This is a genomic window from Streptomyces sp. CA-249302, assembly GCF_050936785.1.
Taxonomy (GTDB): domain Bacteria; phylum Actinomycetota; class Actinomycetes; order Streptomycetales; family Streptomycetaceae; genus Streptomyces.
The window spans coordinates 126,746-141,044 of record NZ_JBNJMG010000002.1; the positions used below are offsets into that span (position 1 = coordinate 126,746).

11 protein-coding genes and 1 pseudogene are annotated in these 14,299 nt (G+C 69.7%); 6 read left to right on the forward strand and 6 right to left on the reverse strand.

Translation table 11 applies throughout. The features are described from left to right. Positions 1-22: 22 nt before the first annotated feature. The 3 genes and pseudogenes from ACQEWB_RS50260 to ACQEWB_RS50270 all read left to right on the forward strand — a co-directional run bounded on the left by ACQEWB_RS50260 (position 23) and on the right by ACQEWB_RS50270 (position 4,217). Positions 23-2,272 (forward strand): MMPL family transporter, encoded by a 2,250-nt coding sequence (locus ACQEWB_RS50260; RefSeq protein WP_432844514.1) that lies wholly within the window; start codon positions 23-25, stop codon positions 2,270-2,272. A 93-nt stretch (positions 2,273-2,365) separates the two neighbouring features. Further along, complete coding sequence (locus tag ACQEWB_RS50265; protein WP_432844515.1) at positions 2,366-3,568, forward strand: sensor histidine kinase; 1,203 nt, start codon at positions 2,366-2,368, stop codon at positions 3,566-3,568. Beyond that, positions 3,565-4,217, forward strand: a pseudogene (locus ACQEWB_RS50270) (response regulator transcription factor). Before ACQEWB_RS50265 ends, ACQEWB_RS50270 begins: the two are co-directional and overlap by 4 nt. Positions 4,218-4,878: 661 nt before the next feature. Here the strand turns inward: ACQEWB_RS50270 and ACQEWB_RS50275 are convergent. Beyond that, positions 4,879-5,223, reverse strand: coding sequence for a DoxX family protein (locus tag ACQEWB_RS50275; protein WP_432844516.1), 345 nt, complete (start codon positions 5,221-5,223; stop codon positions 4,879-4,881). A 323-nt stretch (positions 5,224-5,546) separates the two neighbouring features. Then, on the reverse strand, positions 5,547-6,494 hold the full coding sequence (locus tag ACQEWB_RS50280) for a quinone oxidoreductase family protein (RefSeq protein ID WP_432844517.1): 948 nt from the start codon (positions 6,492-6,494) through the stop codon (positions 5,547-5,549). A 581-nt stretch (positions 6,495-7,075) separates the two neighbouring features. Between ACQEWB_RS50280 and ACQEWB_RS50285 the strand changes: the two genes are divergently transcribed. The 3 genes from ACQEWB_RS50285 (at position 7,076) to ACQEWB_RS50295 (ending at position 10,146) form a co-directional block, all read left to right on the forward strand. After that, positions 7,076-7,738 (forward strand): TetR/AcrR family transcriptional regulator, encoded by a 663-nt coding sequence (locus tag ACQEWB_RS50285; protein WP_432844518.1) that lies wholly within the window; start codon positions 7,076-7,078, stop codon positions 7,736-7,738. Positions 7,739-8,324: 586 nt separating this feature from the next. Further along, complete coding sequence (locus ACQEWB_RS50290; protein WP_432844519.1) at positions 8,325-9,053, forward strand: rhamnogalacturonan acetylesterase; 729 nt, start codon at positions 8,325-8,327, stop codon at positions 9,051-9,053. 136 nt (positions 9,054-9,189) lie between these two features. Beyond that, positions 9,190-10,146: a pectinesterase family protein gene (locus ACQEWB_RS50295; protein WP_432844520.1), complete on the forward strand. Its 957-nt coding sequence runs from the start codon at positions 9,190-9,192 to the stop codon at positions 10,144-10,146. 739 nt (positions 10,147-10,885) lie between these two features. Here the strand turns inward: ACQEWB_RS50295 and ACQEWB_RS50300 are convergent. From ACQEWB_RS50300 to ACQEWB_RS50315, 4 genes are all read right to left on the reverse strand, one after another. Beyond that, positions 10,886-12,451: a UvrD-helicase domain-containing protein gene (locus tag ACQEWB_RS50300; RefSeq protein ID WP_432844521.1), complete on the reverse strand. Its 1,566-nt coding sequence runs from the start codon at positions 12,449-12,451 to the stop codon at positions 10,886-10,888. After that, a complete protein-coding gene (locus ACQEWB_RS50305; RefSeq protein ID WP_432844580.1) occupies positions 12,448-12,930 on the reverse strand; it encodes a hypothetical protein in 483 nt (160 codons plus the stop codon). The genes ACQEWB_RS50300 and ACQEWB_RS50305 overlap by 4 nt, the downstream gene beginning before the upstream one ends. After that, the gene (locus ACQEWB_RS50310; protein WP_432844522.1) at positions 12,927-13,772 is read right to left on the reverse strand and encodes a DUF6083 domain-containing protein; all 846 of its coding nucleotides are present in this window, start codon (positions 13,770-13,772) and stop codon (positions 12,927-12,929) included. Before ACQEWB_RS50310 ends, ACQEWB_RS50305 begins: the two co-directional genes overlap by 4 nt. A 158-nt stretch (positions 13,773-13,930) precedes the next feature. Next, the gene (locus ACQEWB_RS50315; RefSeq protein ID WP_432844523.1) at positions 13,931-14,194 is read right to left on the reverse strand and encodes a helix-turn-helix transcriptional regulator; all 264 of its coding nucleotides are present in this window, start codon (positions 14,192-14,194) and stop codon (positions 13,931-13,933) included. Positions 14,195-14,299 lie beyond the last annotated feature (105 nt).

Sequence of the window (14,299 nt, forward strand, 5' to 3'; positions counted from 1 at the left end):
AAGCAGATGTGGAGACCCCCTCGTGGCGACTTTCCTTTACGAACTGGGCCGTCTGGCCTTCCGGCGGCGCTGGTATGTCGCCCTGATGTGGCTGATCACAATGGGAGGCGTCGTGCTTGCCGCCTCCCAGGCCAAGGGAACCTCGGACGAGAGGTTCTCCATGCCGGGCATCGAGGCCCAGCAGGCGTACGACCTGGCGCAGGAGCGCTTTCCCGGAACCACCGTCGACAGCGCGAGCGCGCAGGTCGTCTTCGTCGCTCCTGACGGTCAGAAGGTGACCGCGTCCGCCAACAAGGCGGCCGTCAAGAAGGCCGTGGCGGAGCTGGCCGACGGCCCCCAGGTCGACAGGGTCGACGACCCCTTCCGGTCCGAGGCGGTCAGCAAGGACGGCTCGACGGCGTACGCGACCGTGACGTACAAGGTCAAGGTCGTCGATGTCACCGACGCCAGCAAGGAGGTTCTGCGCGAGGCCGTCGACCATGCCCGGGAGGCGGGCCTGACGGTCGAGGCCGGCGGCGAGGCGCTGGACAGCGGGAGCGGGCCGGGCGGAACGGCCGAGCTCATGGGTATCTCGATCGCCGCCCTCGTACTGCTGATCGCCTTCGGCTCGATGGCCGCGGCCGGGCTGCCCCTGCTGACCGCGCTCGTCGGCGTCGTCGTGAGCCTGGCCTCGGTGACCGCCGTGGCCGACCTCTTCGGACTGTCCGACACGGCCAGCACGCTGGCCACCATGCTGGGTCTCGCGGTCGGGATCGACTACGCCCTGTTCATCGTCTCCCGCTACCGGGAGGAGCGTGCGAAGGGCCGTGTCCCGCAGGAGGCGGCCGGGCTGGCCGTCGGCACCGCAGGGTCCGCGGTCGTCTTCGCCGGCCTCACCGTCGTCATCGCGCTGGCGGGGCTGTCGGTGGTGGGTATACCGATGCTCACCAAGATGGGGCTGGCCGCCGCAGGGGCGGTCCTCGTCGCGGTACTGGTCGCTCTGACGCTGGTCCCCGCCCTGTTCGGCTTCTGGCCGAACGCCGCACTTTCACGGGCCGCCCGCAAGACCGCACGCAACGGCGGCCGGATCAAAGAGAGCACCGAGAACAACGGGGGCACCCGCTGGTCGAGGTTCGTGCTGCGCCGTCCCGTCCCTGTCCTGCTGCTCGGCGTCGCGGGCCTCGGCGCGATCGCGGTGCCGATGGCGAATCTGCAGCTGGGCATGCCCGGGGACGAGGCGAAGTCCACCTCCACCTCGGAACGCCGGGCCTACGACGCGCTGGCCGAGGGCTTCGGGCCAGGCTTCAACGGGCCGCTGACCATCGTCGTAGACGCCAAGGGTGCCTCAGACCCGAAGGGCGCGGCGCAGACCATCTCACAGAAGATCGCCGCCACCAAGGGGATCGTGAACGTCTCCCCGGCCCAGCTCAACGAGGCGGGCGACACCGCGGTCTTCGAAGCCGTACCCTCGACCGCTCCGACGGCCGAGAAGACCAAGGACCTGGTGAAGACCATCCGGGCCGAGCGCACCGGAATCGAGTCCGAGGCCGGGGCGACCTTCCAGGTCACTGGCACCACCGCCGTGAACATCGACATCGCCGACGCGGTCCAGGCCGCCCTGCTCCCCTATCTCGCGGTCGTGATCGGCCTGGCCTTCCTCCTGCTGCTGGTGGTCTTCCGGTCCGTGCTCGTCCCCGTCAAGGCGGCTCTCGGCTTCCTGCTGTCGGTTCTGGCGGCCCTCGGCTCCGTCGTCCTGGTCTTCCAGGACGGCTACGGCGCCGACCTGCTGGGCGTCGAGCAGACCGGGCCGATCATGAGCCTGATGCCGATCTTCCTGGTGGGCATCGTCTTCGGCCTCGCCATGGACTACGAGGTCTTCCTCGTCTCGCGGATGCGCGAGGCGTACGTCCACGGGGAGCGGCCCGCCCAGGCGGTCACCACCGGATTCCGCCACAGCGCCCGGGTCGTCGTCGCCGCCGCACTGATCATGATCGCGGTCTTCGCCAGCTTCGTCGCCGAGACCGACTCCATGATCAAGATGATCGGGTTCGGCCTGGCCGTCGCCGTCCTCTTCGACGCCTTCGTGGTCCGGATGACGATCGTGCCAGCCGTCCTCGCCCTGCTGGGAGACCGGGCCTGGTGGCTGCCGGCCTGGCTGGACCGGGTACTGCCCCACGTCGACATCGAAGGCGAGGCGCTCACCCGCCGGCCGGCCGACGACATCGACGCCCGCTCGGACGGCCGTGCCACGGACGGCCGCCCCAGAGACAGTGCCGCCGGAGCCCGGGTCTGATCCAACCGGCCTTCCCGAGCCGCCCGTGGCGTATCTCATGGGCGGCTCCCGCCACCCGAAGCGCATGCCGTGACCCCACCCCCAGGAGAGCCGATGTTCACCAGCCTGACGCGCGGCACGGAGCGCCGCCGCCGTGTCATCGACGTGCTGACAGCGCTGGCTCTGTGGGCGGGCGTCGTGCTCGGCCACTCGCTCACCACCCAGGACGGTACGCTGCCGCCCGCAGCGTGGCCCGTCCGCACTCTCGCCGCGCTCTCCTGTCTGGCTCTGCTGGCGAGCCGTCGGCACCCACGAGCGTCCCTCGTCGTGACCGGCATCAGCACCGTGGTCACCCTCTTGCTGGGGTACGACCTCAGCCCCCTGCTGCTGGGCCCCGTCATGGCCGGCCTGTACAGGCTGGCCGCGCGGACCGACGACAGGACCACCCACGTCTACGGCTTCACGACCGTGGCGGCGCTGATCTGCGCGTCCGTGATCACCGCCCCGAAGGATCTCCAGGTGGCTGGCCCCCTGCTCTGGCTGCTGCTGCCGCTCGCCTGGGGACGCACGGCCCGGCTTCAAGGCGCCTACCTCGAGGCCGTACACGCCCGTGCCGAACACGCCGAGCGCACCCGCGAGGAGGAAGCGCGCCACCGTGTCGTCGAGGAGCGCATGCGCATCGCCCGCGATCTCCACGACGTCGTCGCCCACCACATGCTCCTGGCCCATCTGCAGGCCCGTACAGCCGCACACTTCGCCCCTACCCGCCCAGAGCAGTCGCAGAAGATCCTCGCCGAGCTGACCGCCACCACCAGCTCGGCACTGCACGAGCTCAGGGCCACGGTCGGAGTCCTGCGCCAGGACGACGACCCCGACTCCGCTCCCCTCGAACCGGCCCCCGGACTCGACCGGCTCCCCGAACTGATCGCCGCATGCGAGTCCGCCGGGACCAAGGTCACCGTCACCACCGAAGGGGAGCCACGGCCGCTCTCACCGGGCGTCGATCTGACCGCGTTCCGCATCGTGCAGGAAGCCCTCACCAACGTCACCAAGCACGCGCAGTCGAAAGCCGCGCACCTCCAGCTCGCCTACACGCACACCCGCCTGATCATCACGGTCACGAACGAGCAGGCCACCCCCGTACCGGGCATCGCCGGATCCGGCTCAGGCCGTGGATACGGCCTCATGGGTATGCGGGAACGGGCCCGTTCCGTGGGCGGCGAACTGCGGGCCGGCCCCCGAACCGCAGGCGGCTTCGAGGTCACCACCGCACTGCCGCTCCATGGTGCCGCGGCAGAGAAGGAAGAAACCTCATGACGATCCGTGTCCCGCTCGCCGACGACCAGGCCCTGCTGCGGGCCACCATCCGGGCCCTGATCGACTCCTGCGGCGACATGGAGGTCATCGGCGAGGTCTCCGACGGCAGAGAAGCCGTGGAGCTCGCCCATATCCATCACCCCGACATCGTCCTCATGGACATCCGCATGGCCGGGACGGACGGCCTCATCGCCACCGCTGCGATCTGCAACGATCCAGGACCAGCCAGCACGCGCGTCCTCGTCCTCACCACCGTCAAAACCATGGCAAGAGGCTTCCTCGGCAAGGACGTCACGGTCGACGAACTCCACACCGGCATCCGCACGGTGGCCTGCGGCGAGACACCTCTCTCGTCCGGCGCTCCACGCCCTCCCTCACCACCCGTTTCCTCACCGCCAGCACCCCCGGTGCCCAGCTGGTACCCCCGGCCCTACTGGCCGAACTCACGGTCCGCGAGCGCGAGGTCATGGCGCTGGCCGCCGAGGGCAGGTCCAACGACGAGATCGCCGACGTGCTTGGGATCAGCCCACTGACCGTACGCACCCACATCCAGCGCGCCATGACGAAGCTGAACGTCCACGACCGCGCCCAGCTGGTCGTCGTCGCCTACCAGAGCGGTCTCGTACAGTCCCCTCCGCTCGTGGTCTGACCCCGTCGGGCCGGTGGATCCGCCGTGTGGCCCGGCCGGCGGCGGCCGGGTCGCCGCCGGACCGGTCGGCTGCGTCGTGCACGGCTCACCGCCTCGGCCGGGGCACTTCGTACGGCGTGGCGCTCGGGGCGCAGGTGGGCGAAGCAGTCGATGAAGTCATCCATCTATCCGGAGTTGACGACCTGCGCCACGGGCACGCAACATCCACGACCCGGGTTGGCCCACGGCCCGCCGGGTCTCAGCCGTCGAGGCGGTGGCGTCGGGAATGAGAGGGGCGCGGTGGCAGTGCCCTGATCCGGCGAGCGAGCGGAGTCCAGGGGCATCGTGGAGATGGTGCATGCCCTGCTCGCGGCGTGGCGAGTCAGGGCCGTGCGCCATGGTGAACGAAGGGTGACGGCATCACACGTGAGGGCGGCGCGGAATGGGGGTAGTACTCGGTGCCGCCCTGCATGCGTGAGCGTGGGCCGGGCTCAGCTGCGGGTGTCGTTTGGATCAGGTCGGCTGCGAGGAGCGGCTTGTCCTGGCCTACTCGAGAGGGGCCTGGTGCCTTCAGCTGCCAGGCGGAGGAGGCAGTCGACGCGGTGCGCGCCAGCGAGTGACGACAAGCGGCAGCGAGCGTGCCAGACCCCCGCGAGGCCGGGATGAGTCAAACGGACACCCCCTAGGCGAAGAGAGCCGCGAGATAGATGGCGACCAGCGCCGCGCAGATCATCGCGGGCGCCAGTTTCGCCACGCTGTCGCCCTGGCGCAGGTGCACGATGACGGCTCCGGCGAGCAGCAGCAACAGCCCGGCGCCGGCGAGGCCGCCGAGCAACGGTACGGCCGGGCCGAGCGCCACGCCGACGGCGCCCGCCAGTTGCAGCACTCCGATGCGGCGATAGGCCGTGACGGAAAACCCGGTCTCCGCGGCCTTCTCGCGCATCATCGGCAACGCCAGCACCCCGGCCAGCCCCAGCACCGAGAAAACCACCGCGAGGAGACCGGTGAGCGCGATGGACACAATCATGAGGCGGCCCCAGGGTCGTGGACTTCGGTGGCGGGAGGGCATGGCGGAGCGTGGTCCGGTCCGGTCGGCGGTGGGCAGGTCGCCGCGGACACCTCGGCTGAGTCGGTCACTGCTGAGCGTGTCCACCTACGGATCGCGGGGCACATCGGTCAGACAGCTCCGGCACTGGCCACGAGCACCCAGGTGCGGCCGTTCACGCCGACCAGGTCGGTGACGTCACGTACGCCCGACCAGCCACGTGCCGGGGCGGCATCGCCCAGGTGTCTGGCGAGGCCGGATGGAGACTCGGGCCTCCGGGCGATGCCCATGAGCGTTTGCCACCGTCAGCCGGCGATGAGAACCGGGCGGGGTCCCGCGGGGGCCGCCCACGCCTCGCTGACCCGGGAGAGCGGGTAGGGCTGGGCGTCCACCGCCACCTTGCCGTCGGCGATGAGCTGCACGTAGGCGGCGACCTCGGCGAAGTACCGGCGCATGTCGAAGGAGCCGATACCGCTGCCGCTGAGACGGAAGGGGCGGCTGCGCAGCAGCGACGCGGGGACGGAGGCCTGTTCGCCGATGACGGAACCGATCTCCACGAAACTGGTGGCGTCGTTACCGGGCACGTCCGCCAGGGCCTGGAATGCGGACTCGGCCGCGCCACCCCACAGAAAGTCCAGAACGAGCTCGGGCGCCTTGCCGCCGAGGGCAGCGCCGATGGCCGCCGCGTCCGCGCCCTTGTCGCCGACGAGCTCGACGGTCTCCGCGCCGAGTCCGGCCACACGTTTGAGGTCGTCGGCGCCGCGGCCCACGCCGATGACGCGCCGCACGCCCAGGGCCTGGGCGTTCTGGACGGCGAGGCCGCCGGCCGCTCCGGTGACCCCGAGGATCATTACGGTGTCCGGGGTGCCGTGCTCGTCCGCGTGGGTGATGAGCGGCATCCAGGAGGACATGCCCGGGTTGATGCCCGCCGCCACAGCCACGGGGTCGGCGCCGTTGGGAAGCGGGAGGGTCATCGCGACCGCCATCCGCTCGGCGTACGTGCCCCAGGGCGCCTCGATCTCACCGGTGTACACCAGCGTGCCGTCGGCGGTGCGGGCCACCGCGTCCACGCCCGGTACGAGCGGGTACTGCCCGGTGCTGCTGTAGTGCTCGCCGGAAGCCTTGTGGCGAACGATGGGATGGATCGCGGCGGCGACCAGGTCGACGATCTGCAGGCCCGGACCGGTCTCGGGCTCGGGAAAGTCCAGGTACTCGGGGGCCGCGCCCGCCGTCGTCACTACTGCTGCCTTCATCACTGCACTCCTTGACTGGGAAAACACACTGCGGTCCCGCATCGCCCAGGGTCGGAACGGACGCCGAAGACCGGCGCCGGATGCCGGAGCGGGCCGACGACCACCTTACGGCTACAGTGTATCCATAAAATACCGGACCCGGCCACCCCGCCGATCCACAGAGATGGAGAGCCTGCAACGGGACCGTCGGACGGCACGCTGGACGCACCCCCAACATTTGGCTCGAGGTGAGCCCGAGCCCCGAGACTCAGATTCACGCCACCTACACCCCGCACCCCGCGCACTGCGCCGACCCGCCCACCCACCCTCACTCCGCGACGAGAGGGACACCCCAGCCGGGAACGGAACCAGGGACCGCACACAGGCGACATCCGGCCGCCTCACCGAACACATCGCCCTGCCCCCGTCACAAAAACGGATACACTGACACCATAAATAGATTTTTCCTGGTGCTGCATGCCAGGACGGCGACTGACAGGGGGTTTTGTTTCATGGCTTCCGAGGCACCGGCTGTTCCGGGCAGCCCCGCCTGGTGGGCGAAGCGGACGCCCGCTCCCACGTACCGTCGTGGACGTCCCCCGTTGGACATCGACCGTATCGTCGACACGGCACTGCGGCTCATCGACGAAGTCGGGGTGCAGGCACTGACCCTGCGGATGCTCGCCGAAGCCCTGGAATCGGGCACGGCCACGCTCTACCGCCATCTCAGAAGCAAGGACGAACTCCTCGCCCTCGTAGCCGACCGAATCCTGGGCGACGTACGCGTCCCGACCGAGCAGAGGGATGACCTGTCCTGGCGGGAGGCCGCGACCGTTGCCGCCCACTCATTTTACGAATCCCTGCGTCGGCACCCCCATGCGCTGCCCTTGCTGGCGACCCAGGTACATGTCGGCCCCAACGGCCTGCGTGTCAGAGAGCGACTCATCCGACTGCTCCTGAGCCACGGGTTCACTGCCGGCCTTGCCGCCCGTACCTACACCACACTGGGGCACTACGTGATCGGCCTGGCCATCCAGCAGCACGGCCCCGGAACACCACACCCCGAGGATCAGGAGCACCTGCGGGACTACTACCGCTCCCTGGACCCGGCCGCCTACCCGGCCACGTCGGCCGCGGCCGACGACCTGGCCTCCGTACCCCTGCACGAGGAGTTCCGGTTCGGCCTGGAACTGCTCCTCGACGGCCTCGATCAGGCCAGACGCACACTCTCCGAAGCACCCGCAGCACAGTCCAGCCGACACTGACCCCAGGTGGTCATCAACGACCTCGGTTTCTTCATGAGGACCGCGCAGCCGAGGTTCCCGTAGAGATCGCCCGCGCCGGCGGCCCTGCGTCCAGGCTCAAGAGGGCCGCCCGGGCAAGTGTGATCGCGAACGATCAACCTTGCTGCTCGACCAGGCCCCGTGGCAGCGCTTGATCCGGACGGCCCGCCGGGCTCCGGACAACGAGCGCCGGCCTCAGTGGGCTTACACAGGAGCACGACCGCGGGCGGCTGAGCTCGCCATGGCGTTCGAACGCATGGGGAGAGCAGATAGCTGCTCCGGCGCAGCGGCCGCGTGCCCCAACACGAGCGCACGCCACTCACAGCCGTCTCACATCTTCACCGTACGTCTGGACAATTCTCGCTCCACGGATTCCGATGCTCGGATCGAGACGATGCCAACTCCCGCCGCACGGCGGCCAATCGAAAGGAGCGCAACCGTGAGACGCCGACCCCGTTGCCATGCTGTTCCGCAACACTGGCGCGCGCTGTTCTTAGCAGTATGCCTAGCCGCACTGCCACTCACCCTCTCAGGCCCCAGCACGACCGACGCGTACGCCGCCTCCCTCATGCACGTGTACGTCGCCGGTGACTCGACCGCGTCGACCTACACCACCGGCCAGGCCCCCCGGACCGGCTGGGGGCAGGCCCTGCCAGTCTTCCTAAGCTCCAATGCGGTGGTCGTGAACGTCGCCAAGTCAGGCGCCAGCTCCAAGAGCTTCATCGACCTCGGCCGGCTCGACCACATCCTCGGCCTCATCACCAAGGGCGACTACCTGCTCATCTCCTTCGGGCACAACGACGAGAAATCCGACGACCCGACCCGCTACACGATCCCGGCGACGACGTACAAGTCCTACCTGTCCCAGTACATCGACAAGGCGCGGGCCAAGGGAGCGAACCCGGTCCTGATCACGCCGGTCGAGCGGCGCCACTTCAACAGCGCCGGCGTCATCACGCCCAGTCACGGTGAGTACCCAGCCGCGATGACCGAACTCGCCACGGCCAAAGGTGTACCGCTGATCGACCTGACCGCCTCCAGCACGCGGCTGTGGAACGCGCAAGGAGTCGAGGGAACGAAGAACTACTTCATGATCCTGCCGGCCGGGGCGTACCCCAACTACCCGGACGGGATCACGGACAACACGCATTTCCAGGCGTACGGCGCGATCCAGGTCGCCCGCCTGGTTGCCCGCTCCCTCAACAGCCAAGCCGTCATCCCCGCAGCCGACTTCCAGAAACTCGACGACCAAATCCCCACCAGCTCGATCGTCTGGCCCCCCACCGCACCCTACTGAGCCCCCATCGCCCCTCCATAGGCGATCATCCGCCGCGCCGCGCCCCGGCACGGCCACGAGAAAGCAGCCCCACATGCCCCTTCTCACCACACGCCGATTCGCCGGCGTCCGCGCGGCTCTTGCCGCGTTAGCCACCGTGGCCGCAACGGTCACCGTCGCCACCGACAGCGCCTCCGCCGCCACCACGATCACAGTCGCCGCCGACGGCTCGGGCAACTACACCACGATCCAGGCAGCCGTAGCGGCCGCCTCCACGGGAACCATCATCACCATCAAGGCGGGCACCTACCAGGGCCAGGTCTCCATTCCGTCGAGCAAGTCCGGCCTCACCCTGCAGGGCGCCACGGGAACCTCGACCGACATCGTGATCACCGATGGCGCCCCGGCCTCGACCGCCGGAACAGCCGGCAGCGCCACCGTTCTGAACATGGCCGCGAACACCACGATCAAGGGCCTCACGATCGCCAACACCTACGCTGCCCACGACAGCCAGGCCCTGGCCCTGTACGCGGGCGGCGACCGGCAGGTCTACCGCAACGTCCGCATGCTCGGCTACCAGGACACCTTCCTGTCCTGGGGCGGCACCGGCAGCTCCCAGGTCCGCCAGTACGTCTACAAGAGCTACATCGAGGGTGCCGTCGACTTCATCTACGGCAACGGAGCCCTGGTGATCGACAGCTCGACGATCCGCTCGCTCGACCGCGCCAGCACCAACAACGGCTACATCACCGCCGCCGCCACCCACAGCAGCAACAAGTACGGCATCCTGATCACCAGGTCGACCCTGCTGAGCACCGCCGCCGCACAGACGGTGGCGCTGGGCCGCTGCTGGCACGCCGGCGGCGCCGCGGACGCGACAGGCCAGGTGCTCGTCCGGGACTCCACGCTGGGCGGCCACATCCGACAGACCGGTGCCTGGCAGGACATGGGCGGCTTCTCCTGGAAGACCTGCCGCTTCTCGGAGTACTACAACACCGGCACCGGTGCCACCCTGGGAACCAGCGACCGGCCGCAGATGAGCGCCTCCACGGCGACCGGCTACACCGCCCAGAACTACCTGGCCGGCAACGACGGCTGGAACCCGGTGCAGTAAACAGTTCCAGCTGCGCCGACCGGAAGATCGCAGAGAGGCTCGACGGCTCCGCAAATGCCTCCTCTCCACGACACTGAGGAGACCGAAGACCCCCCTGGGCCGAACGCCTCGCCGCGCACAGCGTCACCTCCGTCTTCCGCCTCGACGAAGTGCCCAGGCCACTCGGCATCGTCAACCAGGCTCTTCGCGCAGCCACCGAAGCTGTCAGCCACCCGGCGCTCAACGGGTGGCTGACGAACGGCCCCGGCCCGCGCAGCCCTGCAGGGCGACCACCGCCGAGCACGCCTACTCCGTGCGAACATCGCTGCAACTGGCTCTGAGAATAAGCGGGTTGAAGATGTGGGCCGTCGGCTTGATCGCTCGCTCAAAAGGGCATGAGGAAGCGTCAGTCACGACTGCGGACCGTGTCGGACGCACTGTGGTCCTGATCCAGTCGTTGCTTCCCGGGCCGCCGCCGAAGCAGGTCCAGTGGCGGCCACGCGTGCCGGACCAGCAAGCCTTGTGCGGGATCCTGTTCGTGCTGCACACCGGCATCCAGTAGAAGTGCCTCCCGCAAGGGCCCAGCTTTAGCTCGGGCTTGGCCTGCTGGCGCGCCGGACGGCCTGGAACACAGCCAGCGTCTGGAAAGTTGCGCCGGCTTCTGCTGAACAAGCTGCGCTGGAAGAACCAGTTGGACCGGACGCGGGCGGTGGCGCCGTGAAGCGGGCACGACCCGCCGCTCCCCCGCGCTCCAGGACTGTCAGCGGGCCGAATCGGATGTCGCATGCTGCTGGCCGGAAGTTTCTTGGGTCGGCGGCACGTCAGAAGCGTGGCCGCGCCCTTCCAGGGTCAGGTTCGGGTCGGGCGGGGAGCCATCGGGATGGTCGTGGATCCAGGACAGGCCACCCAGATCGAGGCATTGGCGGGTACGGGTGACAGCCACGTAGGCCAGGCGTGCCTCGGCGTCGTCGATGGGTTCAGGTGCCGTCGTGGTGTCGGCGTGCTCGTCGGCGGTGTTGTCCTCGGGTCGGGCGAAGTCGTCGGCGATGAGGACGCGGGGCCATTCGCGTCCTTTGGCTTTGTGGACGGTGGAGACGGTGACCTGGGCGTGCAGTTCGGGGGCGAGGTGCGCAACGGCGGTGAGGATGGCGTCGGTGCCGTGGGTGTCGACGAGGTTGACCAGGGGCTGGAGGTCCCTTCCGGCCGGGTCGTGGGCGGCGTAGTCCTGCAGGTCGCCCCAGTGGGGGAAGAGGATGAGTTCGGGGTGGTGGGTGCGGCGGCCTTCCTTCAGGTCCCGGGCCGCGAGAGCCAGAGCCTGCAGGCTGTCTCCTCCCCCGGCCAGGGCGACCCGGTAGCCGGCCGCCATGAGGTTCATGACCTGGGCCATGGCGCCGACATTGGTGCGGCACAGGACGGCGTCCGGCTGGGTGACAGGTCCAAGTTCGGTGGGCACGGCGGGAGTGCCGGTCAGGCGGATCGGGGCGTCGGCCAGGCGCAGCCAGCGGTTGGCTTCCGCGGCGAGGTCGGGGCCGAAGCGGAAGGACTGGGACAGGGCCAGCTGGGTGCCGTCGAAGCCGGTCATGATGTCTTTGGCGCCGCGCCAGTGGTAGATGGCCTGGGCGGAGTCGCCGACCATGACCAGTTGGGCGTGCTCGCGCTGGGCGAGGAAGATCTGTTCGACGACGGGGTTGGTGTCCTGGGCCTCGTCCAGCAGCAGGAAATCGGCGTTAATGCGGGGCTGGGTGAGGGCCCAGATCTTGAGGTAGTGGTCGTGGTCGAAGCGGACGGCACCGTCGTCGGGGTGTTGCAGGTCGACCCAGGCTTTGCGGGCGAACGGCAGGATGTGGGCGGCGAGTTGGGCGTGGAGGTCCGCGTCTTCCATGCCGCGTAGAAAGGGTACATGGTGGCGGGTGACAGCCTCGTCGGCGGTGTGGCAGAAACGGGTGACGGTGCGCAGGGTGGCGTTGGAGAGAGCCTTTTGGGTGATCTCGCGGTCGCCGATGCGGAGGGCTTTGGTGATGCCGAGAGCCTGTCCGGTCTGCCAGGCCGGGCGGCGCGGGGCGTTCAGGCGGCGCGTGTAGCGATGGCCGACGGCGGCATAGGCCATCGCGTGGGCAGTCTTGCAGCGGACGGTGCTGGGGAAACGGGCGCGGGCGTCCTGGGCGATGGCCCGGTTGTAGGCAACGTAGCAGCCGCAGCGGCCCGTGGTGCGGGCCAGGAGGGCGAGTGTGGTGGTCTTCCCGGTGCCCGCACCGGCCTGCAGGGCGAGGTGGTCGCCGGCGCGGAAGGCATCGGCGGCTGCCGTCTGTTCGTCGGTCGGATTCATGACGTGGGCCTCTCGGAAAGCCGGGTGAGCGCGTGCCCCACGGCGGAGAGCAGGCAGGCGGGAGTGGTCTGGGTCAGCAGCTCGCGTACCGCCTGCTCGAGGCGGTCGATTTCCTGGTCCGCGTGCTCGGCCAGGGCCCGGCGCAGAGCCAGTTCCACGAAACGCTCGGGCCTCTGACGGGCGCGACGGGCGCCAGCGGTGAGGACGGCGTGCGCGGCGGGCGCGAAGGCGATGTTGAGCAGCACCTTGTGATCGGTGCCCGGATAGTGCGTGGTGATCACGTCGATGGGCAGCCGGGCGCCGACCTGGTGGCGCAGTCGGCGGGCAGCCCGGTGCGCGGTCTTGGCCTCGACGAGGGCCGTGAGCCGGGTGGCGTCGTGGTTGGCGGCGAGCGGCAGTGCGCGGGTGGCACGGTGCAGGGCGTTCGCCGCCAGGGGGCGGGTCAGGATGATTTCCAGGGCGTGGTGCGGCACGGTCAGCGCTCCCTCCTGTGCAGGGCCGCCGGGCGCGGCAGGCGGGTGCAAATGTGCGCGGCGTGCAGCAGGGGGTCGAAGACTTGCCAGGCGAGCAGGGCGAGGTCGGCGGCGGCATGCGTGGGGCAGCGCTGGGCGCGCCAGCGTTGTTGCTCGGTGTGCGGCAGGTGGCTGAGGTCGTAGACGGCCATCAGCTTCTCCGGCAGGGCAAGTTGGTCGCGGCGAGGGCTGGTGGGCAGCAGTCTCCAGCGGCCAGCGGGCCGTTCAGGGGTCAGGACGGTCCGGGCACAGGGATGGCGGGTGTGGGCCACGCAAGAGATGGCGTCGAGCGAGCTGGGGGCCAGATAGCGCACGAGCAGGATCTGCACGACCGGCCGGTCGGCGAGTGCCGGATCGCGGAGCGAACAGGGGCCAGCGGGCCGCGGGGTGGGAGTGATGGCGCCGGCGTCGATCAGCAGGCGGGTGCGGACGGCGAGTTCACGGCGGGTGGTCTCGAGGAAGGGGGTCAGCGGGCAGGTGGGGGTGCGGGCGGGGCACAGGAGGGTGTGCAGGATGCGGCACCAGTTGCTGTCGTCGGCATGGGGGTGGGCGAGGCCGCCGCTCAGATGCCAGCGCCAGGATTCGGGGACGTGAGTGATGGGCAGTTCGGCGGGGTGCAGGGCGACGGACCTCGGGCCGGTGCTCTGGTAGAGGTCGATGCGATGGCCGCAGCGGCGACAGCGGGCGCTGTGGCCAGTCCGGGGCGGCCCGCTGAGGCTGGTGGGGGCCACCCGCAGGGGGCGGAGATGCCGGCTGCGGCGTGGGCTGCCGTCGCGGTGACGGCCAGTGGCAGAGGGAGTGGAGCGCATGGCGGGCACCGTGCCAGGCGACACGCGGCGCGAAGCGGCGTGTCGGCGTGGATGTCCCACGTCCAGCCCATCACGGTCGAATACGAGACCGCGGTATGAGCAAGTGTTCCCGTCCCGTTCGCCGCATCGGGTGATTCACGATGCGAGGTGAGGGGAGGTCAGGGGCCGGGTGCCCCGGGCGGGGTGTGGTCGTCGCACAGGACGCCCAGCAGCTGCTCGATCGGCACGTCAAAGGCGTGGGCCAGGGCGTGCCAGGTGCCGAGGCTGCCGGTGGTGTGGCCGTGCTCGAGGTCGATGAGGGTGCGCCGGGCCAGGCCGCTGCGGCTGGCGAGCTCGTCGAAGGTCCAGCCGCGCTCGCCCCGCAGACGCGCCAGCGTCACGCGCAGCGCAGCGAGGTCGGGGTCGGGCGGCAAGATCGTCACCCCACCATCCGACGGTGCAGACCCCTGCCCTGTCAGTGCAGACTTCTGCACTATCTGCCGGTATGGGAGTGACATTCACGGTGCAGGAGCCCGCACTACGGTGCA

Bases quoted from the DNA above. Each gene is read 5' to 3' on its own strand.
- ACQEWB_RS50265 (WP_432844515.1), top strand. From the start codon at position 2,366: ATGTTCACCAGCCTGACGCGCGGCACGGAGCGCCGCCGCCGTGTCATC.
- ACQEWB_RS50300 (WP_432844521.1), bottom strand. From the start codon at position 12,451: ATGAATCCGACCGACGAACAGACGGCAGCCGCCGATGCCTTCCGCGCC.
- ACQEWB_RS50280 (WP_432844517.1), bottom strand. From the start codon at position 6,494: ATGAAGGCAGCAGTAGTGACGACGGCGGGCGCGGCCCCCGAGTACCTG.
- ACQEWB_RS50310 (WP_432844522.1), bottom strand. From the start codon at position 13,772: ATGCGCTCCACTCCCTCTGCCACTGGCCGTCACCGCGACGGCAGCCCA.
- ACQEWB_RS50275 (WP_432844516.1), bottom strand. From the start codon at position 5,223: ATGATTGTGTCCATCGCGCTCACCGGTCTCCTCGCGGTGGTTTTCTCG.
- ACQEWB_RS50290 (WP_432844519.1), top strand. From the start codon at position 8,325: ATGCACGTGTACGTCGCCGGTGACTCGACCGCGTCGACCTACACCACC.